We start from the raw sequence: 26,688 nt of genomic DNA, 5'->3' as shown, positions 1-26,688 counted from the left end.
GCGAAGTGGAACCACCTGATCCATTCCGAACTCAGTAGTGAAACGCTTCAGCGCCGATGGTAGTGTGGGGCTTCCCCATGTGAGAGTAGGACACCGCCAGGCTTCAAATACGACGAGACCCCGAGCTAACGCTCGGGGTTTTTTCGTTTGGGAAAACCAAAAACGTGACTCGTGGTTCGTGCGCTGCGCTGTTCGTGCGTTCGGCTTCGCCTCTCTGTTCGATAACGAACAGTGCGTAGCACGGACGAGCAGTGAACGAAGTGAACGCACGAATAACGAATAACGAATAACGAATAACGCCCTTCGCTCTTCTAATATCTAATATCCAACAGCTAATATCGTCCTTGCTCTACTTCTCGATTGTGTAGAAGATGTCACCACCTTGCGCTTCACTACTTGCTGTCGTCTCTATAATGAGTTTCTCAGATAACAAATAACGCACTAAAAAGGTATTGGTATCTTCAAATAACCCGACGCCATACTTCACATAAAGTTTAGGTGAAAGGTACTTACCAATATAAAAGGAGGTATCGTTGGGATTCATTGTTGAGTCAATTCCAAACTCATCAAATCCGAAGGTATCTTGCAATGATTCGCCGATAAAATCAGTGCCTTTAGAGCCAAGTAAAATAAGCGCTTGGAGCTGGAGGTTCTCATTACCGGCTGTAGCGGTTCCAGAGCCGCGGCCAAGAATTAAATAAGATAATACTTCACTGTCAGGCATTGCTGGCGTTGAGTACAAACGAAAGTCTGGCTCTTGCAAAGTACCACTGACCTGGGCGCCGACGCGGACATCTTCAGTTGCCAACATGTTCTCTGATGAGCGTTCTACACGCAGATCTAACCCGGGGTTATCAATTGGTCCGCCGTTATAAATAAAGGAACCTCGCTCTATCTCTAAGCGTTGGCCATAAAGCTCATAAAAACCTTTATTAACGGATATATTACCGCTAGCAGTTAATGCACGTTTTGGTGTTTCTGTAAGTCGTAAACTTCCGGCTAAATCGCCTTCAAAGCCAAAGCCTTTAACTTTTACATCATCTCCAAGTGTAACTCGGACATCGGCATATATTGGGTAGAGGCCAGCTTCCTGAGCTCTAAGCGGCTCGCCGTTTTGATAGACTTCGACATCGGTTGATGTTGTAACGCCCATATCAGCGATTTCTGGTTGATCAATACGTACATACGGAATGTCGACTTCGCCTGTTACATCGATGCGTTCGTTAAGTAAGGTGATTTTGATATTAGGACTAATATCAACTGTGGCAGTTGGTATCTGGATTGCACGGAACTCTTCACCTTGAATAGTCAGTGTCAGCTCCGGTTTTAATGGTTCGAGTAACCCAGCAATACTGATCCAACCTTGTCCAGACTGAGCTTGACCGTCGAGCGTAATCCCATTATCGACTTCGGCGGTATCGAATGCTGCAATTCGAACGTTTGTAAGCAACAAACCACTTTGTGCGAAACCGATCTCTTGAGCTGCCAACTCAATTGAACCAGTAACGCTAGGAGCCTGGGTACTTCCACTGATATTTATTTGTGCTAGTGCATGTGCATTCTCGTAACGAAGGTCGGGTAGCGCCCACTGTAGGACAGTGAGATCACGCAATTCGATAATAATATCACCACTTAGGTCAGCGCCATCGGCGATATTACTGGCGACCAGATCGCCAATAACTAACCCTTTATCTTCTTCCAATTCCGCTGTAATAGACGTTTCAAGTTTGTCTAAATTACCCTGCCAATCTAATTGCCAATAGTTAAAGCGTGTGGATATTTCTTCATCAAGCGCAAACAATATAGTCCGCTCGCTGCGAAGTGCACCCTCAGTTTCCACTAACGACCATGTACTGGTATCGTAGCTAATGCTGCTGTTTAAATTTGCAAGTCCCCAAATTCGTTCAGCGACGTCGGATTCTCGGAATCGGTTGAGTAAAGCTAAAGGTAGATTCTGGCCGGTAATTTGCGTGGTCTGTATAGAGTTATTTGCCGTTGTATCAAAGCAAAGATTAGCAGGTGCCCGTTGGGTATTCGCCGTTAGGCATAAGGAGTCTACTGAGGTTGCAAGTGGTGTTGCGACCGGAACCGAAATTAATCCTTGATCGGTATTAGTCCAATTACCAAAGTCAGGATGATTAAGAACCAAATCCTTTACTTGGATATCGATACGTTCATCAATTGTTCCAGTGATGGCTAAGTTAGCTTTAACATCGCCAGAAAAGTATTCGTTATTCGATAATGTAGATAAATCCGGTACGTCTAAGGATAGATTTAATTCTGAGCTTTCAGTCATCGCACCATTCAAATTAATGCTGTTCTCACCCCAGCGAATTAGCAGGTTTTCCGCCGCTAGCCGTTGCTCCTTATAGATAACATTGCCTTGCGCGCGCAGTTCGTAATCGGCTAATTCTTTTAGCTGTTCCAACTGAGCTGAAAACGAATGTATCGACGCTGAAACTGCAAGTTCAGAAGACCAATCAACAGTCGAAGTTATATCGGCAGTAATTGCATCAGAGTTGATTTGTGCGTGTTCAACTGTAAAGTGTGACGCACTCCCATTCCCCGAGAATTTAACCTCTGCAGGCAATTTATTATCATAAGTTGCGTTGATATCTAGATTGTGTGAAAAAGATTCAAGGCTGCCTTCAACGTTACCCGTAAGCTCATTAATATCAAGTTGCAGACCAATCGCCTCATGGGGCAATGATAACTTGGAGCTATTCAGCGCTCCTCTTAAACTGACCTTAGATAAACTTTCGTTAAACGCTAAATAGTTATTAAGAACACCGTCGAATGCCACATAACCTTTATTGGCGCCAATATTTGAAAGTAAGAACTCTTCTATTGCTACTTGCTGATTATCAATCGTTGCATCAAGAGTCAGAGATGAGCTATTCAGCCAGCTATACCATGGTGAATCGTTTGCCAATATTATCGGTATTAATGGCGAGGTAGATAACTGATTAATTGCTACCTCAGCAAGCCACGAGCGGCTATTAGAGAGTGTATCTTTTACTTGCAAATGAATGGTGTGTTGCTCAGTTTGTGGCGGTACTGTAAATGTCGTGACCGCGTCAATGTTGGCAATACTTCCGCGAACATGGGTGTTACCGGTGATACCTTCAATAGCTGATTTGTCAATTGGATCGCTAAGTTGCCATCTTAATTCAAGATTAATTGGATAATCATTTCGAGTTGTTATTGAACCTGCGATGAAGGTGCTAATTTGCTGATAATCGAGGTGCAGTTGTTTCATGTTGAGTTTCGTACCGCGCCAATCTAAGCGACCATCAATGTCTGGCAGTTGTTGGCGATTATTATCGAGAACCAAGTTACTATTAATGGCGCTGAAATCGTTAACCATCAAAGTAATAGGTAACTTTAATTGCGGTAAGGTAATTGCCTCAGATGAAGTTGAGTTGTTATCTGCTGTGGCAATTTCAAATAGTAACGAGCGGGTTTCAATTTTTTTAAAAACGAGCGCCTGATCTAACAGTTGCGATGGTTGCCATTCAAGAGTTAGTGATTCAACACTAGCTTGCCAAGGTGATTTGGCCACTTTGAGGTTCTTAAGGGTCAATTGGCCGACTAAATTGCCACTTAATGAATCAAACTCTAAATCGATATCCGCTAATTGAGCCGACCGCTCAATGATAAACTGTGAGCCAGTGGAGGTCATGACCAATACCGCCAACGTACTCGGTATTAGCACGAATAACGCAACAATTGTCCAGGCGAGATATTTAACAAACTTCATAAATCAGGCCCCAGCGTTAAGTGAAGACGCCACGGTTTACTTGGCTCATCTAATGCCATGGCTAAATCAAGTCTGACTGGACCAATCGGAGAAACCCATCGAAAGCCAAATCCGACCGATTGTTTAAGACCCTCATCCCATTGCATCATACTATTCCCAATATCGGTAAACAGTGCCACGCGCCAGTTTGGTTTGAACGAATAATCAACTTCTACTGAACTCGCGGTCATGTATTTACCACCAACAACTACACCATCGGCGTTCTCGGGCCCCAATTGTTGATAGGCATAGCCTCGGACATTATGATCACCACCCGCAAAAAATCGAAGCGTAGGACCAAGCGCTTCAAAGTTGTCAGCTCGCAAGGCTCCAATTTCGCTACGAACCAGAACACGCCAGCTTTCGTTTAGTCGATGAATCCACTTTGCTCCAACTTTGACTGAAGCAAACGTGGTATCGGAAAGAGCACCGTCATAGCCACCCTGCAACATAATTGATAACCGATAACCGTCATCAATGATGTTACGATTTGCCGGCAGGTTTGAACTTTCAATTAGGCTCCATTCGACGGATGGAATTAAGAAATTCGATGATTCAGTTGGTTCGTCACCAAAGGCAAAGTCTTCGCGTTGATAGGCGAGTTGATAGGTACGGTGCCAACGATCATAATGGCGAAGATCTTTGAAAGAGGTGCGATATAACGTCGAGCGTTGTTCTTCAAAGGACCGATCAGTGATCTCGCCGTTAAAGCTATAAGAGTCTCGTGCTGGATTATTTCCGGGAATGATATAGCTAACAAAACCGGTGTTTTGAACTTCTGATAACCGTATAACACTACTTAAACGATGACCTCGATCATTGACCCAACGTCTATCAAAACCTAACGTGATGCGTGCGCCAGTGTCGGTTCCATAGCCTAAGCCGACTTGATAACGGTCGCGTTCGTTGGGGGTTAGTGCGACATCGATTGGAACATGATGATCACTCGTATTTTGCCACTGAGGCGATACTTCCACACGGTTAAAATAGTCGCTACCGGCTAAATCAACCTGTAAATCCAAGAGTGCACGTGTGTTGAACGGCTCACCAGTTTCGTATTGAATGAATCGATTGAGTAAAGAATCACCAAGGAAGGCGCAGCAAAAGGTCGTTTCGCCAAACAAATAACGCTCACCAGAATCAAAAACAAGCGAGACATCAGCAAGCTGTTGCGACGTTTCTACTTTGACTGAGTGCTCGGTGAAGGTCGCATCATAATAACCGCGCTCAGCTGCGAGATTTCTCAAGCTAGCTTTGAAACGCTCATATGCTTGATGGTTAAATACTTGCCCTGAATATGGCTGTTGCGACTCAATAAGTTTTTGAAAAGCAGTATCGTTTTGTGCGTTTCCGATCAGCCTAACATTCACATTATTGTAGGTTGTAACGGGGCCAACATCGACGACATAACGAACGGTCCAAATGTCTTCGCCTTCATTAATCTCGCTAGTTACACTAGCATTATAAAAGCCAAAGGGTTCAAGTGCGGAACGGATTTCTTGTTCACCGGTTCGACTCAGATAGCGAACTCGAAAAATGGAAGGTACTTTCTCACCTTCGAGGGCGGTGAGACTGAGAAAAATACGCGCGTTTGTTAAAAGTGCCCCTTCAATGCCATCAATTTCAATTGCCAATTTAGCATTAGGTGGTTGCCATGAAGTCTGCGAGAGTGCTGGCAGGCTTAATAGCATGAGGAAGATAGCAAGCAATCCTTGCACATAACGCACACTCATAAATCAGAAATACCTTTCAGTAAGTGTCTAATACAATTTAGTATAACACCGCACTTTGCGATAAGTGGTGAAAAATCCCGCAGTTGGCAATTTGGAGCGCATAAATCGCTTGCCAGTGCCAGATTGGACAGTATAATTCAGACCTTGATTGCAGGGGTGTAGTTCCAATTGGTAGAACAGCGGTCTCCAAAACCGACGGTTGGGGGTTCGAATCCCTCCACCCCTGCCATTTCCTTTCAAGATCTTCCTAAAAGAAGGCGTTTGGGCTAGGCTAAGCGCATGACAGAAAATATCTTCAATAAATCTCAACAAAAAGCGCTTGCTGCACTTGGTTTGCCGTTGTGGAAGCTGCGTGCAAGTGTGGCTGAAGCTCAAGAGAACTTAGCTACAGAAAATCCCGTTGCACAAAATTCCGAAGCAGGCGTATCTCACTGCTATCGTTTAGGTCCGTGGCTATTGTTATTTACTGAACGCCTTCCGGTAAAACATCCACAGTGGCTCGTGGATATTGCACTAGCGTTAGGCCAAGCTTCATCCTCTGCTATCGCTGAAGTTCCAAGCGCAAGCAAAGAGCAATGGGATAGCGCGTTTATAGTAACCTTTAACGTCGATATTCAAGATACTATTCCAGCTTCGATGAAAGCCAAGATATGGAATCAGATTCAAAATCAACTCTCATGAACAGCGCTATAGCTATTGTTGAGTTAAAAACTTGGACTCCCGATGTCGCGGCTATTGAAACCGGAACAAACCAGCTTCCATGGTCGGTAGAGACGCTAAAGTCGTGTTTTTCGAATGGTTATCAAAATTTTGGGTTGTACCGAGATAATGGTCAGCAGTTGCTGGGATTTATTATCGTCCATCAACCAATGCCAGATGAATGGACCATTATGAATGTTGTTGTTTCATCAGCTTTTCAAAGGCAGGGATTAGGCGAGGCGCTCGTTCGACACGTTTGCGAGTTGGCGCAAAATAAGCATGCCAGTGTGTTTCTTGAAGTGCGCGAATCGAACCAACCAGCTATCGCCCTATACACCAAGCTCGGCTTTAAAACTCTTGGGCGTCGTAAGGGATATTATCCAACCGCATCTGGTAAACGCGAAGACGCTATCGTTATGCAAAACTGATGATCTAATCAGTGAATGTCGGGCAGAATTTGCTACGAAGCAACTGCATGAATTGCATTGTATCCGGATCGTTAATTGAATAATAAATTGTTTGCGCCTGCTTACGAAACTTCACTAGACCTTGTTCGCGCAATACAGCTAAATGTTGAGAGAATGCTGATGGACTGAGCGGGAAATGCTTGTTCAATTCACCGACACTCTTTTCGCCACCCGCTAGATGACACAAAATTTGTAAACGGTGTTCATTGGCGATCGATCGCAAAAATGCCGCAGCATTTTGTGCTTCACCTGTTTGCATTTCAGCATCCATCAGCATGCTCATAGCGTTTCTCTCTATTATTTCTGTAGCGCTAACTCGCGCTCGGTTTTTAATTTAAATACTTTCTTTAAAAAGATACTGGCGGGACAAAAGCCAGTGAATGATTGCTGGAATAAATTAGCACCAACAAACACAGTTAACCATACCCAATTTGGATGGACCCAAACAGTCAAGGCGACAGATAATAACACCATAAAGCCGGCAAAGGCAGTTAAAGCTTTTTCAACACTCATGAGAATCTCCTTAATTTAGAAACTACTAAATTAATATAGCTCTAATTTTTCCATTCGGGAAGTGATCAGAGTCATTAATTTAGTAACTCCTTAATTAACCTCCCCCTTTTGGTGTACTTGGATTCGCGCGAATATCGGGGTAAGCTTTACTGCCATACATTAATGTAACGTCTTATGACCATTGAACAAGATAAAATTAGTCCTATTAAGACATTAGCAAAAGCTGCAGCCGAGCATGCTTATGCTCCGTATAGCCAATTTAAAGTTGGCGCCGTTCTAGTCACTGACACTGGCGAAGTAATTAGTGGCTGTAATGTTGAGAACGTTTCTTACGGGCTATCCAACTGTGCTGAACGCACGGCTATATTCGCCGCCATTGCGCAAGGCCTCAACCCTAAGTCAATTAAGCAAGTGGTTATCTATACGCCGAGTGAAAAAGTATATTCACCGTGTGGTGCATGCCGCCAAGTTTTAGCCGAGTTTTTGAACCCCGAAACACCGGTTATATCAACTTGCGACAATGACTTTGAACAGTGGACGGTCGCAAGTTTGCTACCGCAAGCCTTTCATTTTGATATCAACGAATACAGAAATAGCTAATGATGACAATTAAAGAAACTGCCCAGCGTGCAATTCAATTGATGGATTTAACATCGTTGAATAATAACGATTCAGTAGAAGTCATTTCGAACCTATGTGCGGCGGCAAAAACTGATTTTGGCTCGCCAGCCGCTATTTGCGTTTATCCAGAGATGATTGTATGGAGCAAGCTAGAGCTTGCTCGGCTCGGTCTGCACTCGGTTAAAGTTGCTACGGTAACCAACTTTCCAGAAGGCTCTGAGAATGTCGATAGAGCTCAAGCCGAAACCGAGCGAGCTGTTGCTGCCGGCGCCGATGAAGTGGATGTGGTATTTCCATATAAAGCACTTATTGCCGGTAATGCGCAAGTTGGCTTTGAATTGGTCAAGGCTTGTAAAGAGGCGTGCGCGGATAAAGCTAAATTAAAGGTGATTATAGAGAGTGGCGAACTGAAGACCGCTGCGTTGATTCGCCAAGCAAGTGAAATAGCTATTTCTGCTGGAGCAGACTTTATTAAAACGTCGACTGGAAAAGTACCAGTTAACGCAACGCTAGAAGCAACCGAAATTATGCTCAAGGCAATTCAAGCGAGTGGCGCAAAGTGTGGTTTTAAGGCTGCCGGTGGCGTTCGCACCGCAGACGATGCAGCGCAGTATTTAGAGCTTGCGGCCTCGATTATGGGAATAGACTGGATTAGTGCAGATAACTTCCGCTTCGGTGCGAGTAGTTTACTTGGCAATTTGCTCAGTACTTTAAATAATGCCGAGGCAGTGGAAAAGGACGGCTACTAATGTATTTACCGCAAGAAATTATTCGCATTAAACGCGATGGTGGTGTGTTAAGCGATGAACAAATTCGGTTTTTCGTCAATGGGCTTACAACCGGCGCTATTTCAGAGAGTCAAATATCAGCGCTGGCAATGGCTATATATTTTCAGGGAATGACCGCAGATGAACGCGTCGCCTTAACGCTGGCAATGCGCGACTCTGGTACTGTTCTTGATTGGCAGTCGATGGCACTTGATGGGCCAGTGTTAGATAAGCACTCAACGGGTGGGGTTGGCGACGTGGTGAGCTTAATGCTTGGCCCAATTGTAGCTGCCTGCGGTGGTTATGTGCCAATGATCTCCGGTCGTGGCCTCGGTCATACTGGCGGTACACTAGATAAAATGGACTCGATACCAGGCTATCAAACGATACCGACTCTGGATGAATTTCGTCGCGTGGTTAAAAGTACAGGTGTCGCAATTATCGGACAAACGGGTGACTTGGCTCCGGCGGACAAACGTTTTTACGCAACGCGCGATATTACAGCGACGGTTGAATCTGTTCCACTTATCACAGCTTCGATTTTATCAAAGAAATTAGCCGCAGGCTTGGAAGGTTTGGTACTCGACGTAAAAGTTGGTAACGGCGCCGTGATGCAGGATATTGAGCAAGCGACCGAATTAGCAAATAGTCTTGTAACTGTGGCTAATGGTGCGGGTTTGCCGACATCAGCAATTTTGACTGATATGAATGAGGTCCTAGCTAAATCAGCCGGCAATGCGATTGAGGTGCGTGAGGCGATACGATATCTCACCGGTGATTATCAAGCGCCGCGCTTGCATGAAGTAACAGTGGCCCTTTGCGTTGAAATGCTGGTGCTCGGTGGTCTTGTCGATACCGAAGAGCAAGCTCGTAAAAAGGTACTCAATGCCCTTAATAGCGGTGCGGCAGCTGAAAGATTCGCTAAAATGGTAAAAGAACTCGGTGGTCCATCGGATTTGTTGACCAATTACTCAAATCACTTGCCACTTGCACCGATTGTCAAACCGGTGTTTTTGACTGAATCAGGATATGTTGAACACATCGATACCCGTGCAGTTGGCATGGCAGTGGTTGCCTTAGGTGGAGGTAGACAACGTAGTTCTGATGTACTCGATTTTGGTGTTGGCTTGGATAACATTGTTGGGCTTGGTGACTATGTTGATCAGCAAAAACCAGTCGCCATGTTGTACGCACGAGATGATGCATCATGGGACAGTGCCGCTGAACGTTTACGTCGCGCTTTTACTGTCGCTAATGAAGCAAACAATCACAATGTTGTGATTCATCAGTACATTCGCAATTAGTCGATTCGCAAGCAGTAAATTCGTCATAAGAGGTTAATCATATGTCCCGTGCCATCATTGTAGTACTTGATTCATTTGGTATTGGTGCTGCCGCCGATGCAGATAAGTTTGGTGATGAAGGTGCGGACACATTCGGACATATTGCAGCGGAAGCGGCAGCGGGGCGAGCTGATAATGGCCGCTCCGGCGCACTGAAAATACCAAACCTAGTCAAGTTAGGTTTAGCCGAGGCGTATTACGGTGCAACTGGCGAGCAGCCGGCTGGTATTGAGCCAGCGGATGAAATTGTCGGACGTTTTGGCTGGGCGCAGGAATTATCTTCGGGTAAAGATACGCCGTCGGGGCATTGGGAAATGGCAGGTGTACCTGTTTTATTCGACTGGGGATATTTTTTAGAACCCAAGAATTCGTTTCCACAAGATTTGCTCGACAAAATTGTCGAAAAAGCCAATTTGCCGGGATATTTAGGTAACTGTCATGCTTCAGGAACGACAATTATTGCGGAGCTTGGTGAAGAACATATGCGTACTGGTAAGCCGATTTTCTATACTTCGGCAGACTCAGTATTCCAAATAGCCTGTCATGAAGAAAGTTTTGGATTAGAGAAGCTATATCAACTATGTGAGTGTGTACGCCAATTGCTAGAGCCATACAATGTTGGCCGAGTTATTGCGCGCCCGTTTGTTGGTGAGAATAGCGCCAACTTCAAACGCACTGGAAATCGCCGAGATTACGCAGTACCACCACCTGAGCCAACGGTTCTTGACCGGCTGGCTGACGCCGGCGGAGAGGTTATTAGCATTGGGAAAATAGCCGATATCTTTGCGCACCAAGGCATAACCCAAAAATACAAAGCGACAGGTATTCCAGCTTTAGTTGATGCGACAATTGAGCAAATTCAAATCGCACCGGCAGATTCGATTATCTTCACGAATTTAGTCGATTTTGATAGCGATTATGGGCATCGACGCGATGTTAGTGGTTATGCGGCAGCGCTCGAAGAGTTTGATCAGCTTTTACCGGCATTGATGTCATCGTTACAACCGCAAGACATATTAATTTTAACTGCCGATCATGGCTGTGACCCAACGTGGCCAGGAACCGATCATACTCGCGAATATGTGCCAGTTCTTGCCTTTGGTAACGCTATCGAACCTGGTTCAATGGGGCTTCGAGAAAGCTTTGCTGATATTGGTCAATCGATTGCGACGTGGTTAGGGTTACCATCAATGAATTATGGTCAATCATTCATAACGAAGTAGCTAAAACTATGACAACACCTCATATTAATGCGCCGGAAGGTGCCTTTGCCGAATTGTGTTTATTACCTGGAGATCCGCTACGAGCCAAATTCATAGCTGAACAGTTTCTCGAAAACGCGCGGTGTGTCACTGATGTTCGCAACATGCTGGGCTTTACTGGTACCTACAAAGGCCAACCTGTATCCGTTATGGGTACAGGCATGGGTATTCCATCTTGCTCAATTTATACCACTGAGTTAATTCGCCATTATGGCGTGTCAAAGCTAGTTCGCGTTGGTAGTTGCGGCGCGATCATGCCAGAGATTCAGTTGCATGACATTATCGTGGCGCAAGGTGCTTGCACTGATTCTGGTGTTAACCGGCAACGCTTCAATAACTTTGATTTTGCCGCCATTGCAGACTTCGAATTATTGCGCCGAGTTGTCAATCACGCAGAGAGTACCTCGGTTGATGTGCGCGTCGGCAATGTTTTTTCCGCTGATCTGTTTTATCAGGCAGACACAGCATTACGACAACGATTCCAACAAATGGGAATATTAGGCGTCGAAATGGAAGCTGCCGGATTATATGGTGTTGCTGCGGAACATGGTGTTGCAGCGCTAACAGTACTAACTGTATCCGATCATATAATGCGTGGCGAAGCGATGAGCTCGGATGAACGCCAGCTAGGCTTTAAAGCCATGGTCGAATTAACTCTTGATGCACTAATTTAATTGTTAAAAAATAAAATTATCCATAAATTTAACTAATCATTACTCCTCTTTCATACTATCGGTAATAGAGGGTTTAACCTAAAAGTGGTAGCCCTCGTTTACTCCTTCATTTCACTCGTAAAAGCCCGTCAATTCGCTAATCTATAGTCATCAACTAAAGACTTCGAATAAGGGGTATTACGATGACTAACGTTAATAAATTTAAATCAGGCATTTTTGCAGCAGCTTCTGTTCTCGCTTTATTTTCTGCTGGCGTCCACGCCGATGCAGGTGAAGCGGTTTATAAGAAAAATTGCATGGCATGCCATCAGGCTAATGGCCAGGGTATGGCGGCTGTATTTCCTCCACTGGTGGATAACTCAAACATCACCGATAAGCCTGCCTACATTGCAGAAACCATCGTGAAAGGTAAGTCCGGCAAAATCACCGTTAATGGCGCTGAGTTCAACGGCATGATGCCACCAATGGCTTATATGACTGACGCAGATATAGCTGCGGTAGTGAACTACGTCAATACAAAGTTTGCTAGCGGAAGCAAAGAAATTTCAGCGGCTGAAGTAAAAGCAGTTCGCTAACAGTTTTAGATTAAATACATCGGAGAATAACTATGAAAACCTTCATTAAAAGTGCAGTCGCAAGTGCCTTAGTCGTTTCTTTTGCCGGCTTACCCGTTATCGCAGAAGCAAACGTACCATTAAAACACGATAGCGAATATGTTATCGACGGTAAAATCTATGGCATGCCAAAAGCTAAAATCTATCGCGATGATTACAATGGTCCAGCGGTAGTTGGCGACTATGTGACTATGGTTCCGCATTTAGCTGAACTTGACTATAAAGGCAACAAAGAACACGAAGTGCGCATGGACGTGTTTTCACAGAAAGTTGAAGTAGCACCAGGTGTGAGCTACAACGCATGGACTTTCGGTGGCAGCGTACCAGGCCCAGTACTGCATGTTCGCGAAGGTGACCGCGTTGTCTTCAAAATGAAGAACCGTTCAACTGAAGAAGTTGTGATTACCAAACCATTCAAAGGTGCTTCACCATACTTTGATCAAATTGCTGCGAACCAATTGCAGAAGCATCAACCGGTTGTTGCGCCAATGCCACACTCGATGGACTTCCATAGCGGTACTGTAGCGGCAGATGATAAATGGGCAACAATTGCTCCGGGCGAAACCATTGAGTTTGAATGGATTGCGAACTACGCCGGTACTTATATGTATCACTGCGGTACTTCAAGCGTACTTATGCACACTGCAATGGGCCAATACGGTGCCGTAGTTGTATCACCAAAAGAAGGTTACCCAACTGATAAAGAAGTTGACCAAGAGTACGTGATTGTTCAGTCAGAGATGTACCTTGAGCAGATGGGTGATGAATATATCTACGACCACTCAGCGGCGTTAGCACGTGATCCGAGTCATGTTGTCTTCAACGGTCACGTTTCTGCGTTGAGCGAGAATCCGCTGAAATCTAACGCTGGTGACCGTGTGCGTATTCACTTCTTGAATGCTGGTCCATCAGGCACTTCAAGCTTCCACGTTATCGGTGCAATTTTCGATAAAGTTTGGGCTGAAGGCGACCCGCGTAACACTTGGTACGGTATGCAGACTGTGTTGCTGGGTGCTAGCAGTAGCGCAACTGTTGAATTCATTGTTCCTGAAGAAGGCGTTTACAAACTGGTAGACCATGAGTTTGCAGATGCTGAACGTGGTGCTGCTGGCGCGTTATACGCAGGCCCACGTAAGAAATAAGGCAACAGGAGTTGATCATGTATAAGTGGCTGAGTGTTTTGAGTATGGTGGTGGCTGCGCAAGCAGCCGCCGAGCCGGTCATCATTCCCGCCGGTGAATATAAACCTGCGGTACTCCTTGATGAAACCGTTGAGGTTGTGGTGATGCCAGCGTTTAAGCTAGATGCAGCACCAGTCACTTATGCACAGTATCTTGAATTTGTATCGGAAAACTCGAAATGGCAACGCGATAACATTGCTGCCATTTTCCATGATGGTAATTATTTGAAGAGCTGGCCTGGTAATGAACAAGTACCGGCTGAGTACGAAGATAAAGCCGTCACGCAGGTTTCTTGGTTTGCCGCTCGTGCGTATTGTGATGCACAAGGCGGGCGCTTACCGACGCTCGATGAATGGGAATATGCATCGAATTATTACCTGCAACAACAAAACTTGAGCGACAAAGCATACGCGCAGATGTTGTTTGCACGAAACAGCAATCCAACCGCATATAGCAAGCAACATGTAGATGCGAATATTGAGCATCTTGAATACATGCACAACCGTGTTAACGAATGGGTTGAAGATTATCAGTTGTTGCTAACTAACGGCGACGACAATGATTTACTCGCCGGTTCTTGCGGAGATAGCGCAAGATTTATGGCTGATTTTGGTGATGCGAGCTACGCAACGTTTTTTCGGTATCAATCGCGTAGTAACTATCGCCCACAAAGTACAACGAGCACTTTAGGCTTCCGTTGTGCTTACGATATGGAGAAATGATTATGAAAAACATCATGTTTGCTTTATCCGTCATTTTTTTGAGTTCTGGTGTCGCTGTGGCACAAGATCACAGTCAACATAATCATCATGATCATAAAAATCACACAACGTTCAAAGCTGAACCGGTGAATCAAGAACACTCGATTTATCACTTAGATGGTGAGTGGCAAGCACACACTGGCGAGTCATTGACGCTGGCCAACTTCCAAGGGAAACCAGTTGTTGTTTCCATGATTTATGGTAGTTGCACCACCGCATGTCCAGTGCTAGTCAATGATGCACGCCGCATCTTCGAAGCGTTACCGGAAGCTTATAAACGTGAAGTGAAATTAGTCATGATAAGCTTTGACGAAGACCGCGACACCCCAGCAGCATTGGCAGAATATGCGGAGAAATATAATTTGGGAGACGATGTTTGGACATTTCTTCACGGTGAAGACACCAACATTCGCGCCTTAGCTACTTTACTCGGCGTTCGTTACCGTAAACGCGCAGATGGAGATTTTGATCACAGTAATTTAGTTACCGTACTCGATGTCCATGGTCGGGTGGTAGAACGTGTAGAAGGCTTGAACCGACCTGTTGACGATGCAGTGAAGGCTTTGGTGAAAATTATTGACGAGAATCATTTGTTGCACCACTAAACCCGCTGACTCTCTATTTGAGTTAATCGTACAAAAGTGCCGCGAATTCGGTTAGAATTCGCGGCACTTTCGTATTTATTGTCTTTATATTGACTTATCCATTAGGAAAAAGAGTTCAGCATGTCAGATCTGGCCAAAGTTATCGCCAAAGAAGTCGCCAAGCGACGCACGTTCGCTATTATCTCGCACCCTGATGCGGGTAAAACGACCATTACTGAAAAAGTATTGTTACACGGTCAAAAGCTTCAAAAAGCTGGTACGGTGAAAGGCAAGAAATCGGGTCAGCATGCGAAATCTGACTGGATGGAAATGGAAAAAGAGCGGGGGATCTCGGTGACCACCTCGGTGATGCAATTTCCCTATCGAAATGCCTTGGTCAACTTGCTTGATACTCCAGGTCACGAAGACTTCTCTGAAGATACCTACCGCACCCTGACAGCAGTCGACTCTTGCCTCATGGTGATTGACGGCGCAAAAGGTGTTGAGGATCGCACAATTAAATTGATGGAAGTAACACGTCTGCGTGATACACCAATCATCACCTTCATGAATAAACTCGACCGCGATATTCGCGATCCACTTGAGTTATTGGACGAAGTCGAGAATGTTCTGAATATCATGTGCGCGCCAATTACTTGGCCAATCGGTTCTGGCAAGAATTTTAAAGGGGTTTACCACCTTCTTAAAGATGAGGTTATTTTTTACAAAACCGGTCAAGGTCACCGCATTCAAGAGGTCGACGTAATCAAAGGCTTGGATAACCCTGAACTGGATTCGCGAATTGGCGATTTTGCCGACGAATTACGCATGCAAATTGAGTTGGTGAAAGGGGCTTCGAACGGTTTTGATCTTGAGATGTTTTTGGCTGGCGAATTAACACCGGTCTATTTTGGTACAGCATTGGGTAACTTTGGTGTTGACCACATGCTGGATGGCCTTGTGGATTGGGCGCCAACGCCGCTTGCGCGTGAAACCGATGACGGGAAGGCTATTGCAGCGACTCACCCAGATTTCTCTGGTTTCGTTTTCAAAATCCAAGCGAATATGGATCCGAAGCACCGTGACCGTGTGGCATTTATGCGTATCGTTTCAGGCAAGTATGAGAAGGGTATGAAAATGCACCAAGTACGCATTGGTAAAGACGTTCGTATTGCCGATGCGTTAACCTTTTTGGCCGGTGATCGTGAGCAGGTTGAAGAGGCATATCCGGGGGATATTATTGGCTTGCACAACCACGGTACCATTCAAATTGGTGATACCTTTACTGGCGGTGAGCAGTTTAAGTTCAGTGGCATTCCGAATTTTGCGCCAGAACTCTTCCGCCGTATTCGCTTAAAAGATCCGTTGAAGCAAAAGCAATTGCTCAAAGGATTAGTGCAGCTATCTGAAGAAGGCGCGGTACAGGTTTTCCGCCCACTGAGTAATAACGATCTGATTGTTGGCGCGGTGGGTGTGCTGCAGTTTGATGTGGTTGTTCATCGATTGAAGTCGGAATATAACGTCGATGCGGTTTACGAGAATATTAATGTTGCGACGGCGCGTTGGGTCAGTTGTTCTGATGCTAAAAAACTCGACGATTTTCGCCGTAAAGCGGAATCAAATCTTGCTCTCGATGGTGGTGACAATCTAACTTATATTGCACCGACCATGGTGAATCTGAGCTTGGCTACCGAGCGTTACCCAGATATCGTCTTTAGCCATACGCGGGAGCACTAAATAACGGCTCATCAAAGGGGGCGTCGTGAAATTGTTTGATAGTCACTGTCACATTAATTTTGACGCCTTTCAACAGGATCGAGAAGCTGTGATGCAACGGGCTGCGCAGCAAGGTGTAAAGCGGCTTTTCGTTCCTGGTGTCACCCGCCAATTAAGCAGTGATAAACGATGGATTGATGACTGTCTGCCGATAGAGATTATTGAAGGATATGGCCTGCATCCTTATTTTATTGAAGAACATCAAGCTTCAGATCTTGATTGGTTAGCGCGACAACTCGACAGCGCTCCGGGCGCTGTCGTGGGAGAAATTGGCCTCGACGCTAATATGAGCGACTACAAAAAACAATACGAGCTATTCTCTGCTCAAGTTGATTTAGCCGTAACGTTTAAGCGCCGTGTCGTTTTACACCATCGAAAAACCCAGCCCGAATTACTTCGAATTTTAAAACCTGTGCGAGATAAGCTACCTGAAGTTCCCGGGGTCATCCATGCCTTTTCTGGCAGCGCAGAGCAAGCCAATGAATGGATTAATCTAGGATTTATGCTGGGAGTTGGCGGAACCATTACCTATTCACGAGCCAATAAGACACGTCAAGCCATTCAACAAGCCAATATCCATCATCTAGTGCTTGAAACTGACGCACCGGATATGCCATTGAAAGGATTTCAAGGCCAGCGGAACGAGCCTGCACAATGCTTTAGAGTATTGGAACAACTCAGTGAGCTACGAGGCGAGCCGATAGAGCAACTAGCAAAAGTTATCTGGAATAACACCTGTCGTCTATTTGGCGCGTCTATTCGGTAGTTTCAGGAAGCGCAGAACGTCGGTATCGCCAACGATTAAAGGTGATGGCCATAAAAATACCTGCCAGAACCGCAAATCCTAATAAAAACTGACCGTAGAAGGTTAGATAGGCGTGCGTTTTAACCGGCGCTTCAAGCAACAATGACTCATCAACAGTTAACGTCAAATAACCGATAACTCGATCACCATCCATAACTTCTTCAACGAGAACTAGTGCTTGCTCAACTTGGTCACTTTCGGCCTGGGCAAGCGAAGAGGTGATTGCTTGACCAAAGCGGTTTTGAATTTGTGCTGCCGCAATAAACGGTTTAAGTTGCAGTTGTGACACTAATTGTTCGAGACTCTCGGTATCGTCTACCGTTATCCAATAACGAGCTTCGGCAGCGGCTTGTTCAGCGGTTAAACTCATTAATTGGTGGCTGTGTGATTGAAACTCCTGCAGACTAGTGGTGTGCATGGCACTCCACAACTGCTCAATGAGTAATATCAACAGTATCGCGAGCCCGAATCGGCGCCCTCGCCGATAGACAAGTTTGAATAGACTGTTAACATGAGTAGGGATTTTTATCATGCGGCAAATATACGTTGAATTGCTTGTGCTTAGCAACCTACTTAACATTTAAGGCGAACCCTTCATGCCCGATTTTTCAAAACCCGGTCTCGTTGTTTTTGATATGGATTCGACCCTAATCACTATCGAATGTATTGATGAAATAGCGGCACTTGCTGGTTGTAAGGATACGGTGAGCGCAATTACTGAGAGTGCGATGCGAGGTGAATTGGATTTCTCTGAAAGCTTGCGGGCGCGAGTTGCAGCGTTAACTGGAGTGACAGCAAAGCAATTAAGTACACTCTTCGAGCCAATCCCATTCACGCCAGGCGCAGAGGACCTCGTACGTTGGTTGCAGCAGCATCACTGGCATGTCGGGCTGGTATCTGGTGGCTTTACTTGGTTTACAGACAAGGTACAGGAGCAATTGAGCTTACGTTTCTGTCGCGCTAATACGTTGCTGTGGAACGCAGACCGGTTAACTGGGGAGGTTGCGGAGCCGATTGTTGATGCAAAAACGAAAGCTGAATGTCTCGTGAACTGGGCTAATGAACTCGGCATAGACAAACGGCAAACGATTGCAATCGGTGATGGTGCAAATGATATTCCTATGCTTGAAGCTGCCAACTTTGGCATCGCGTTTTGCGCCAAGCCGGCGCTACGAAATGTGGCCGACCTGTGTATCGATGTTCCCGATTTATCAGCTGTTATCGATTATTTTGAGCAACAGACTTTAGCTACGAAATAAGATCGAACAGTTTTAAAGGAAAAATTTAAACGATGGCAAAAACGAAAACAGCATATGTCTGCAATGATTGTGGCGCTGACTTTGCTAGATGGCTGGGGCAGTGTCCTGAGTGCAAAGCATGGAATACCATCACTGAGGTGCGATTAGGAAGCGTCAAAGCAACTGGTGCTGAACGCCGCGGCTATGCTGGCGCTACGCTTGCAAAAGTGCAGACATTGAATGAAGTGGATTTAGAAGAGCTACCTCGATTTAGCAGTAGCTTCACCGAATTCGACCGAGTTCTTGGTGGCGGCATTGTGCCAGGCTCTGCCATTCTTATTGGTGGCTCGCCGGGCGCTGGTAAAAGTACTTTGTTACTACAAACCATGTGTCGCTTGGCAGACCAGATGAATGTTTTGTATATCACTGGTGAAGAGTCATTGCAGCAGGTAGCTTTACGCGCGCAACGTCTATCGTTGCCAACAAACAAACTTCGCATGTTGGCCGAAACTTCGGTTGAGACGATTTGCGACCTTGCTGACCAAGAACAACCTCGGGTGATGGTTATCGACTCTATTCAAGTGATGCATTTGGCTGATATTCAGTCGGCACCTGGCAGTGTTTCACAGGTTCGTGAATGCGCTGCTTATCTCACGCGGTATGCGAAACAAAAGGGCGTTGCGATAATTATGGTTGGCCATGTTACCAAGGATGGCTCGCTAGCTGGACCAAAGGTGCTGGAGCATTGTATCGACTGCTCAATATTGCTGGAAGGCGATACTGATTCCCGGTTTAGAACGCTTCGTGGTCATAAAAATCGCTTTGGCCCTGCCAACGAGCTCGGCGTTTTTGCGATGACAGGACAAGGTCTCAAAGAAGTCACGAATCCATCGGCGATATTCTTACAGCGTGGCGAGCAACACGGTAGCGGTTCGGTGGTGATGGTTATCTGGGAAGGAACGCGTCCCTTGTTGGTTGAATTGCAAGCGCTGGTTGATGTGAGTCAGCTTGCTAATCCAAGACGCGTTGCTGTGGGTATGGAAACAACGCGCTTAGCTATGTTATTGGCAGTGCTGCACCGTCATGGCGGGTTGCACATGTCAGACCAAGATGTTTTTGTAAACGTTGTTGGTGGTGTGCGTGTGATGGAAACTGGCGCCGACCTTGCGCTATTGCTCGCAATTGTTTCCAGTTTTCGCGAAACCGAGTTGCCTCGTGATCTTATCGTGTTTGGCGAGGTTGGTTTGTCCGGAGAAATTCGGCCAGTACCGAATGGTCAAGCTCGACTCCACGAGGCGGCTAAACATGGTTTCACTAAAGCTATCGTTCCGGTCGCCAATAAACCTAAAGATAAAATTGAAGGGATGGAAGTGATCGGTGTGAAAAGTTTGCAAGAAGCGCTTGAGGCAACTTAATTGTGCATTCAAAGCTCGGGCAACGGAAAGTATTAGGCTATATCAGTCTTTTATTAATCGGATTAACAACGGGTACCACTGCCGCAGCACAGCGTTTAGTGTCGCTCAACCCATGCTTCGATGATTGGGTACCTCAATGGCTACCTGCAAATTGGGAGTTCATTCCGAGTACAGCCCATGGAAATCGCTTAGAGCGAGTGCTTCGAGCTTCGCCGGATGTTGTGCTGTACGGAACTTATACGAACCCGCGGTTAGTCGCGCAGCTGACTGCGACAACGCGCGCTGTTCTGGTGGAAGAGCCAAATACGTGGATGCAATGGCAGCAAACGCTTCAGCAAGTTGGTGTAGCGCTTAACCTTGAACAACCTTTGCAGAGCTGGCAACAGCAGCAACAAGAGCAATTAGCTCAGTTACCTAGCTTGATTGAGTCAGTTTTGGTGATTATGCCGAATCAATACAGTTGGGGTGGTGAAAGCTTTATCGTCGACATGCTGAGAACTAACCAGATAACCGTCGTAGTGGCCGATGAGTCGAATCAACTTGTACAGCTCAACTTAGAACAATTACTGCAATTAAAGCCTGAGCGAGTGGTACTTGACGGTTTTTCTAACGACTATGCTCGCGCCAATGAATGGTTGTGGCACGGCGCGCTATCACCATGGCTCGCCAAGCGCAAAGTAGTGCAAATTCCGTCGACCGTGAGTGGCTGCCCAGCCCAGCGAGCCCTTGAATATATTACTCTGGTAGTTATGCCATGATGACTCGTAGTTTCTTAATTCTAGTCTTCGCGTTATTGATGATGTTGTGGCACCTCGGTAGCGGCGGTGAAACTTGGTCGTTATTGCCGAGCAATGAGTTAGAAAGCTTTATTCTTACTGAAATTAGGTTACCTCGCGTATTGTTAGCCTTCTGTAACGGTGTTGCTCTGGGATTAGCGGGAAGCATCTTGCAGCTTTTACTTCGGAATCCACTTGCCGAACCCGGCATTACAGGAATTGCCGGTGGAGCGGCACTTGCAACCGTTGCGACATTGTATTGGGGGGCAGTCGGGCCGGTGTCCTGGTGGCTACCAGCTGTTGGACTACTCGGCGGCATGGTCACATTAGGCCTATTATGGTTATTGTCGGGGCGACAGCCGCAAGGTGTTCGAATCATTTTGGTTGGCGTTGCTCTTTCAGCTATTTCGGGTGCTCTCATTGCGGTGGTGCTTAACTTAGCCCCGAATCCATTTGCCTTTCAAGAATGGGCGCTGTGGTTAATGGGCTCGGTTGCCAACCGTGGCTGGGCATACGTTTGGATAATTCTGCCACTACTTATTGTTAGTCTATTGATACTGGTCACGCAACGTCGTTATATTCAAGCTCAAATTTTTGACGAGCCGACAGCTCAAACTCTTGGATTCAATGAGTATTGGTCGAGGTTTTTGCTGTTACTGGTTACGGCACTGCTTGTATCAGCATCGGTTGTTACCGCAGGTATTATTGGCTTTATCGGTTTGGTGGCGCCGCATTTGGTTCGATTATTGGGGATACGTCGGCCAAACTCGCTTATTTATAGCAGCGGATTTGTTGGTGGAATGCTATTAGTTGGGGTTGATGCGCTCGTACAAACCATCAATACTCGAGTTGAACTACAACTGGGGGTAGTCATTGCCTTAATTGGCGCGCCCTGGCTGTTGTTGTTACTTCATCGCTCAGGACGTATGTAATGCTTGAACTTTCGAATATCTCTTATCCTCGGCGATTACAAAGTGTCTCTTATCGTGCACCTGCTGGGCGATTAGTAGGTGTTATTGGTGCCAACGGCTCCGGAAAGTCGACGTTGTTATCGATATTAGCGGGTGGCCTGAAAAAGGCGAAAGGAGCTGCGTTATGGCACAGTCACGATCTGTTTCGATGGTCGCCTTCAGAACAACGCCAGCAACTCGCATACCTTTCGCAAAAAAATGAATTTCATGAGCCTGTTCGGGTTAGTGATTTGCTTATGACGAGCCAAGTTAATCTTGAGGAATCTTCGCAAACATTAACGGCATGGCGTGAACGAAGTATCGACGACTTTCATTTGCAAACGTTGATGAATCGTTCGATTACCGAATTATCCGGCGGAGAGCAACGCCGTGTGATGCTGGCCTGCGTCAACGCGATGAATCGGCCATTGATTCTGGCTGATGAACCAATAGCAAGCCTCGATTTAAACTATCAGTTGTTAGTGATGGACTGGCTAAAAGCGATGAGCGGGCAGGGTAAACTGGTTCTCGTTGCGCTGCATGACCTCGCACTTGCCGCGCAATATTGCGATGAATTGATGTTGTTACACGAAGGGCAATTACTTGCAAGTGGTGAGCCTAACCAGGTGTTATCCGACACTAACCTTGCACTGGCATACAAGGTTAGTGTGGATTGGTTATGCAATCGAAATGGCGTTGCAATGCTTGCTCGCCGTCTTTAGTGTTCTTGACGCCACAAATCTGGCAGTTTCGTTGGGCGACGTTGCTCATCTAACTGCTGTTCAGTGAGCGAGCGACGTGTGTCTTTGTCAGAAATTGTGGCAGCCGGCTGACACTGTCCGTATGTAATGTGATAAGCCGCAGCTTGCAACATCGGATCATTTTCGTCGCCCCAGTCACCAACGAGTACATCGTCTGCACTACAATTCGGCGCTAAACCGTCATAATAACGACCTTCGTCGATAGCATTCACGGTTTCGAAATTCACCACAAAAGCGCGTTTGTCGCAAATCAACTCAGGAATCTGTCCAACCGGCTTACCACAGGTAGGTTGGCCAATAACAAGGACGTCAATGTACGGATCTAAAGAGTTAATGATTAACTCAGATGAGGAACAACTCGCACCCGTAGTCAAAATATAGACACGGTTCAAATTTAGTTGTTGAATGCCATCATATAGTTGAAATTGCTCGATGAAATTGGAGTCAGTATTATTGGCATTGAACAGATATTTGGTGAATACCTCACCAATGACTGTATCGCCAGCAGCTTGTGTCGATGCTTGGTTTGCATAACGAGTAAGACCACCGCCGTTATAACGAAGGTCAATCACCAACTCATCGACGCCCATAAATTGGTCATAAGCACTATTTAAGTCTTCACCGGTGCGGTTAATAAAGCTGTTCAATACGTAATAACCAACTTCTTTGCCGTCGATTAAGAAGCGCTCAGTCGCTAGTACCGTATTGGTTTCGACAATTTCTTTGGTGAGTACATCGGTGTAGCTGACACCATCCATATCTCGCCAAGTTAATTCAACGCTTACGCCAGTTTCATCGCCACCGAGGGCTTCTTGATAACGATTTTGCTGAATCAGTGTTTGCACCGATTCGCCATTGATATGTGTTATCTCATCGGAACGTTTCATACCGGCAATTTCGGCCGGAGAATCTGCGTAGACATAATTGATGAATACACGGTCATCGAGCGTTAATCTTGAACTGAAACCAAAACCAGCATACTCAGCGTCAACAAAGCGACTTTGATATTCCTCTTCGGTAAGAATAAAGCTGTACCGGTCTTCCGGTACCACCAAAGCTTCCAGCAAATCATAAATATTATTGTAATTATCAGGATTAACATTGGTCGGCATATCTTCGTTCCACAAGTAATCCTCTTGCATATAGTCGTAGAAGGTGTCGACTTGTCCGCGAGCGCTGCACTGTTCAACGATAGGACCTACAGTTACATCGCCGTCACCCCCACAGCCGGCTAAAACTAAACAACTAGCAATACTTGTTAAGACGAGTTTGGCGGATGATTTCATAAGAATAATCTCTATGTTGATAATCGACGTATTCATAAGATGACAGATTTTTAACTAAATCTCCAAGATTTGACTAGTGACGGATGATTTTTATTTTGGCACACTGCCTGCCGACACGGAGATAAGAGATAGCTATATGACCGCAGTAATGATTGATCTTGAAGGCACTGAATTAACCGACTCAGAACGTGAGCTATTAGCTCATCCTGCAGTGGGTGGCGTGATCTTCTTTAGTCGAAACTTCGAAAATCATCAGCAATTGCTGGAACTTGTCCGTCAAACTCGTGCTGCGGCTCGCAATCCACTCATTTTAGCTGTGGATCATGAAGGTGGACGGGTGCAACGTTTCCGCGAAGGTTTTAGTGCTATTCCGGCAATGGCTGAAATTGGTCGCTATGCTGACAGTGAACGGCAAGCCCAACACTGGGCGCAAGAGTTGGGTTGGTTAATGGCGGCTGAGGTCTTAGCGTTGGATATCGATATTAGCTTTGCTCCTGTGCTCGATGTGAACGGCATAAGTGAAGTTATTGGCGATCGCGCATTTGCGCAGAAAGCTGAACAGTTAACGCCAATTGCTCGTGCTTTCATTCGTGGTATGCATCAAGCGGGTATGAAGGCAACCGGTAAGCACTTTCCTGGGCACGGTTCTGTGCGCGCCGACTCGCACATTGAAATACCTGTTGATGAACGTAGTTGGGAAGAAATTTTAGCAACTGATTTGCCGCCGTTTATCGAACTTGCCAGCTGCCTCGATGCTGTCATGCCTGCGCACGTTATCTATCCGGCAGTCGACGATAAGCCAGCTGGGTTTTCAAGTTATTGGCTGCAAGATATTTTGCGCGCGCAATTGCAATTCAACGGTATTATTTTTAGTGACGACTTAGGTATGGCTGGCGCGACAGTTGCAGGAACCATGAGCGAACGCGCCCATGCGGCGCTGGATGCTGGTTGCGATATGGTGTTGGTATGTAACGATAGGGCTGGCGCAATTGAAGTAATCAATGCCATTGAGCCACGGCTTGAACAACTGAAGAAAAACGCGGCTCGTTGTTATCAGCAACTCAGTAAACCCGCCGGTATGACGATGAATGTGTTGCAGAATCATCCTCGCTGGCATGGCGCTCAGGCGGTACTTACTGAAATGAGTAATGCGAAAGACAAACGTTAACTCACGATTCATATTGCAGCGGATCAGTTACCTGATTCGTTGCAAAAGCCTCAAGCCGTTCAACACAGGCTCCACATTTACCACACGCCTTTTCACGACCGTTGTAGCACGTCCAGGTTTGGCTGTAGTCAAGGTTCATGCGTAAACCATCCGCCAATATTTCTGCTTTGTTGTTGCGCAAATATGGTACTTCAATTCGAACTGGCTCGTAGTTAGCAATGAGGCTGACAGCGTTCATTTTTTCGACAAACTCAGGGCGGCAGTCGGGGTAAATGGCGTGGTCGCCTGAGTGTGCACCATAGTAAACGGCTTCGGCGCCCAAACTGACGGCGTAACCAATCGCTAACGACAATAAAATCATATTTCGGTTAGGAACGACTGTTGATTGCATCGATGCTTCAGCGTAATGACCTTCAGGAATTTCAATATCGGAGGTGAGAGAACTTCCTGCTAATAGACTATTTATCGCTGTGATATCGACCACTTTATGCGGAATTCCAAGCTGCTGACAAACACGTGCTGCAGCATCAAGTTCTCGCACATGGCGTTGTCCGTAGTTGAAGCTAAGTGCATAAACTTCATGCCCGTGGCGTACTGCATGGTGCAATACGGTAAATGAATCCATACCACCAGAGTAGATAACGACAACTTTTGCCATGTTACGATCCTAATTTGACTCAATTTACGCTAAAATTCGCTGAATATTGTAACCTAAATTATTTTCAAGATGTTGGAGAATCCTATTAATACGCTCTATCCAATTAATGAAGTGTTCCAAACCATTCAAGGTGAGGGCATTTTCACCGGAGTTCCAGCAGTTTTTATTCGTTTGCAGGGGTGTCCTGTAGGGTGTCCGTGGTGCGATACGCAACATACTTGGGAACAGCATGTGAGTGATGAGGTGGCATTATCGCGGGTTACGGAAAAAACTCAGCCAACAGCGCAGTGGGCGAATGCAACGGCCGAACAGCTGGTCGAGCTTATGCGGCAAAAAGGCTATAGCGCGCGTCATATCGTTATCACTGGTGGTGAACCAGCTATGTATGATTTAACCCAGCTCGGTGAGGCACTCGAACAAGCTGGCTTCAAATTACAGATTGAAACCAGTGGTACTTTTCCATTAAAGGTTACTGATGCAACCTGGGTTACCGTTTCGCCTAAACTCGACATGCCAGGTGGCTATATGGTGCGCCCGGATTGTATGAAAAGAGCCGACGAGATCAAGTACCCAGTGGCGATGCAAAAGCACATTGATCAACTTGACAAGTTATTAGCCAGCTGTCCGCCGCGAGAGGGCGTTAGTATTGGATTGCAGCCAATTAGTCAGCGTCCTCGCGCAACCGAGTTAGCGATGAAAGTTTGTATTGAGCGCAACTGGCGTCTGTCCGTTCAGCTCCATAAGTATCTTAATATTGAGTAAGTGAAAACCGACTACCAAATGCCTCACTAATTTGTAGCGCTACACTGAGTTTCCTAACTAACCTTCGATAAGGAA

General features: G+C 46.0%; 27 protein-coding genes, 1 tRNA gene and 1 rRNA gene. 22 read left to right on the top strand and 7 right to left on the bottom strand.

Annotated elements, in window-relative coordinates:
* Positions 1-102: ribosomal RNA gene (rrf, locus tag CWI76_RS11535) — 5S ribosomal RNA — on the top strand; the annotation flags it as partial.
* 247 nt (positions 103-349) lie between these two features.
* Here rrf and CWI76_RS11530 read toward each other — a convergent pair.
* Together CWI76_RS11530 and CWI76_RS11525 are read right to left on the bottom strand one after the other, a co-directional pair.
* A complete protein-coding gene (locus CWI76_RS11530) occupies positions 350-3,760 on the bottom strand; it encodes a translocation/assembly module TamB domain-containing protein (protein WP_126760496.1) in 3,411 nt (1,136 codons plus the stop codon).
* Positions 3,757-5,532, bottom strand: coding sequence for an autotransporter assembly complex protein TamA (locus CWI76_RS11525; protein WP_126760495.1), 1,776 nt, complete (start codon positions 5,530-5,532; stop codon positions 3,757-3,759). Before CWI76_RS11525 ends, CWI76_RS11530 begins: the two co-directional genes overlap by 4 nt.
* A 152-nt stretch (positions 5,533-5,684) precedes the next feature.
* Here CWI76_RS11525 and CWI76_RS11520 point away from each other — a divergent pair.
* From CWI76_RS11520 to rimI, 3 genes are all read left to right on the top strand, one after another.
* A tRNA-Trp gene (locus CWI76_RS11520) sits at positions 5,685-5,761 on the top strand.
* A gap of 50 nt (positions 5,762-5,811) precedes the next feature.
* Complete coding sequence (locus tag CWI76_RS11515) at positions 5,812-6,213, top strand: hypothetical protein (protein WP_126760494.1); 402 nt, start codon at positions 5,812-5,814, stop codon at positions 6,211-6,213.
* Positions 6,183-6,659 carry a ribosomal protein S18-alanine N-acetyltransferase gene (gene rimI, locus CWI76_RS11510; RefSeq protein WP_126760493.1) on the top strand — a complete coding sequence of 159 codons (477 nt, stop codon included), beginning with the start codon at positions 6,183-6,185 and terminating at the stop codon, positions 6,657-6,659. The genes CWI76_RS11515 and rimI overlap by 31 nt, the downstream gene beginning before the upstream one ends.
* A gap of 4 nt (positions 6,660-6,663) precedes the next feature.
* On the opposite strand, the gene CWI76_RS11505 is transcribed toward rimI, so the two are convergent.
* Both CWI76_RS11505 and CWI76_RS11500 read right to left on the bottom strand, forming a co-directional pair.
* Positions 6,664-6,981 (bottom strand): ArsR/SmtB family transcription factor, encoded by a 318-nt coding sequence (locus CWI76_RS11505; RefSeq protein ID WP_338068865.1) that lies wholly within the window; start codon positions 6,979-6,981, stop codon positions 6,664-6,666.
* 14 nt (positions 6,982-6,995) lie between these two features.
* Entirely contained in the window at positions 6,996-7,211 is a 216-nt protein-coding gene (locus tag CWI76_RS11500; RefSeq protein WP_126760492.1) for a YgaP family membrane protein, read from the bottom strand.
* A gap of 174 nt (positions 7,212-7,385) precedes the next feature.
* On the opposite strand from CWI76_RS11500, the gene CWI76_RS11495 reads away from it, so the two are divergent.
* The 11 genes from CWI76_RS11495 to CWI76_RS11445 all read left to right on the top strand — a co-directional run bounded on the left by CWI76_RS11495 (position 7,386) and on the right by CWI76_RS11445 (position 17,560).
* Positions 7,386-7,811: a cytidine deaminase gene (locus CWI76_RS11495; RefSeq protein ID WP_126760491.1), complete on the top strand. Its 426-nt coding sequence runs from the start codon at positions 7,386-7,388 to the stop codon at positions 7,809-7,811.
* Positions 7,811-8,581, top strand: a complete 771-nt coding sequence (gene deoC, locus CWI76_RS11490; RefSeq protein ID WP_198678622.1) for a deoxyribose-phosphate aldolase — start codon at positions 7,811-7,813, stop codon at positions 8,579-8,581. Before CWI76_RS11495 ends, deoC begins: the two co-directional genes overlap by 1 nt.
* On the top strand, positions 8,581-9,903 hold the full coding sequence (gene deoA, locus CWI76_RS11485; RefSeq protein ID WP_126760490.1) for a thymidine phosphorylase: 1,323 nt from the start codon (positions 8,581-8,583) through the stop codon (positions 9,901-9,903). The genes deoC and deoA overlap by 1 nt, the downstream gene beginning before the upstream one ends.
* A gap of 41 nt (positions 9,904-9,944) precedes the next feature.
* The gene (locus CWI76_RS11480; RefSeq protein ID WP_126760489.1) at positions 9,945-11,165 is read left to right on the top strand and encodes a phosphopentomutase; all 1,221 of its coding nucleotides are present in this window, start codon (positions 9,945-9,947) and stop codon (positions 11,163-11,165) included.
* Positions 11,166-11,173: 8 nt separating this feature from the next.
* Complete coding sequence (gene deoD, locus CWI76_RS11475) at positions 11,174-11,878, top strand: purine-nucleoside phosphorylase (RefSeq protein WP_126760488.1); 705 nt, start codon at positions 11,174-11,176, stop codon at positions 11,876-11,878.
* A gap of 182 nt (positions 11,879-12,060) precedes the next feature.
* Positions 12,061-12,453 (top strand): c-type cytochrome, encoded by a 393-nt coding sequence (locus CWI76_RS11470; protein WP_126760487.1) that lies wholly within the window; start codon positions 12,061-12,063, stop codon positions 12,451-12,453.
* Between the two features lie 32 nt (positions 12,454-12,485).
* The gene (locus tag CWI76_RS11465; protein ID WP_126760486.1) at positions 12,486-13,634 is read left to right on the top strand and encodes a multicopper oxidase domain-containing protein; all 1,149 of its coding nucleotides are present in this window, start codon (positions 12,486-12,488) and stop codon (positions 13,632-13,634) included.
* Positions 13,635-13,651: 17 nt separating this feature from the next.
* On the top strand, positions 13,652-14,395 hold the full coding sequence (locus tag CWI76_RS11460) for a formylglycine-generating enzyme family protein (protein WP_126760485.1): 744 nt from the start codon (positions 13,652-13,654) through the stop codon (positions 14,393-14,395).
* Positions 14,396-14,397: 2 nt separating this feature from the next.
* On the top strand, positions 14,398-15,039 hold the full coding sequence (locus tag CWI76_RS11455; RefSeq protein WP_126760484.1) for an SCO family protein: 642 nt from the start codon (positions 14,398-14,400) through the stop codon (positions 15,037-15,039).
* A 120-nt stretch (positions 15,040-15,159) separates the two neighbouring features.
* The gene (gene prfC, locus CWI76_RS11450; protein ID WP_126760483.1) at positions 15,160-16,755 is read left to right on the top strand and encodes a peptide chain release factor 3; all 1,596 of its coding nucleotides are present in this window, start codon (positions 15,160-15,162) and stop codon (positions 16,753-16,755) included.
* A gap of 25 nt (positions 16,756-16,780) precedes the next feature.
* Positions 16,781-17,560, top strand: coding sequence for a TatD family hydrolase (locus CWI76_RS11445; RefSeq protein WP_157980832.1), 780 nt, complete (start codon positions 16,781-16,783; stop codon positions 17,558-17,560).
* On the opposite strand, the gene CWI76_RS11440 is transcribed toward CWI76_RS11445, so the two are convergent.
* On the bottom strand, positions 17,550-18,017 hold the full coding sequence (locus tag CWI76_RS11440) for a hypothetical protein (protein ID WP_126760481.1): 468 nt from the start codon (positions 18,015-18,017) through the stop codon (positions 17,550-17,552). The two genes, CWI76_RS11445 and CWI76_RS11440, sit on opposite strands and share 11 nt — an antisense overlap.
* A gap of 178 nt (positions 18,018-18,195) precedes the next feature.
* Here CWI76_RS11440 and serB point away from each other — a divergent pair, with 178 nt between their 5' ends.
* The 5 genes from serB to CWI76_RS11415 are packed head-to-tail and all read left to right on the top strand — an operon-like array spanning position 18,196 to position 22,700.
* Positions 18,196-18,858, top strand: coding sequence for a phosphoserine phosphatase SerB (gene serB / locus CWI76_RS11435; protein ID WP_126760480.1), 663 nt, complete (start codon positions 18,196-18,198; stop codon positions 18,856-18,858).
* Positions 18,859-18,890: 32 nt separating this feature from the next.
* Positions 18,891-20,252 (top strand): DNA repair protein RadA, encoded by a 1,362-nt coding sequence (gene radA, locus CWI76_RS11430; protein WP_126760479.1) that lies wholly within the window; start codon positions 18,891-18,893, stop codon positions 20,250-20,252.
* Between the two features lie 2 nt (positions 20,253-20,254).
* Complete coding sequence (locus tag CWI76_RS11425; RefSeq protein WP_157980831.1) at positions 20,255-21,010, top strand: TroA family protein; 756 nt, start codon at positions 20,255-20,257, stop codon at positions 21,008-21,010.
* Entirely contained in the window at positions 21,007-21,960 is a 954-nt protein-coding gene (locus CWI76_RS11420) for a FecCD family ABC transporter permease (RefSeq protein WP_126760477.1), read from the top strand. The genes CWI76_RS11425 and CWI76_RS11420 overlap by 4 nt, the downstream gene beginning before the upstream one ends.
* Positions 21,960-22,700, top strand: a complete 741-nt coding sequence (locus CWI76_RS11415) for an ABC transporter ATP-binding protein (protein WP_126760476.1) — start codon at positions 21,960-21,962, stop codon at positions 22,698-22,700. Before CWI76_RS11420 ends, CWI76_RS11415 begins: the two co-directional genes overlap by 1 nt.
* Here the strand turns inward: CWI76_RS11415 and CWI76_RS11410 are convergent.
* Positions 22,697-24,025, bottom strand: a complete 1,329-nt coding sequence (locus CWI76_RS11410; protein WP_198678621.1) for a S41 family peptidase — start codon at positions 24,023-24,025, stop codon at positions 22,697-22,699. The genes CWI76_RS11415 and CWI76_RS11410 overlap by 4 nt on opposite strands.
* A gap of 136 nt (positions 24,026-24,161) precedes the next feature.
* Here CWI76_RS11410 and nagZ point away from each other — a divergent pair, with 136 nt between their 5' ends.
* On the top strand, positions 24,162-25,193 hold the full coding sequence (gene nagZ / locus CWI76_RS11405) for a beta-N-acetylhexosaminidase (protein ID WP_126760474.1): 1,032 nt from the start codon (positions 24,162-24,164) through the stop codon (positions 25,191-25,193).
* Between the two features lies 1 nt (position 25,194).
* Here nagZ and queC read toward each other — a convergent pair whose 3' ends face one another.
* On the bottom strand, positions 25,195-25,851 hold the full coding sequence (queC, locus tag CWI76_RS11400) for a 7-cyano-7-deazaguanine synthase QueC (RefSeq protein WP_126760473.1): 657 nt from the start codon (positions 25,849-25,851) through the stop codon (positions 25,195-25,197).
* Positions 25,852-25,920: 69 nt separating this feature from the next.
* Here queC and queE point away from each other — a divergent pair, with 69 nt between their 5' ends.
* A complete protein-coding gene (gene queE / locus CWI76_RS11395; protein ID WP_126760472.1) occupies positions 25,921-26,613 on the top strand; it encodes a 7-carboxy-7-deazaguanine synthase QueE in 693 nt (230 codons plus the stop codon).
* The last annotated feature ends 75 nt before the right edge of the window (positions 26,614-26,688 follow it).

Source organism: Pseudidiomarina marina, assembly GCF_003987045.1.
In the GTDB taxonomy this organism is placed as follows: Bacteria; Pseudomonadota; Gammaproteobacteria; order Enterobacterales; family Alteromonadaceae; genus Pseudidiomarina; species Pseudidiomarina marina.
The sequence above is the reverse complement of the archived record's forward strand: the minus strand, read 5'-3'. Positions and strand labels throughout refer to the sequence as shown.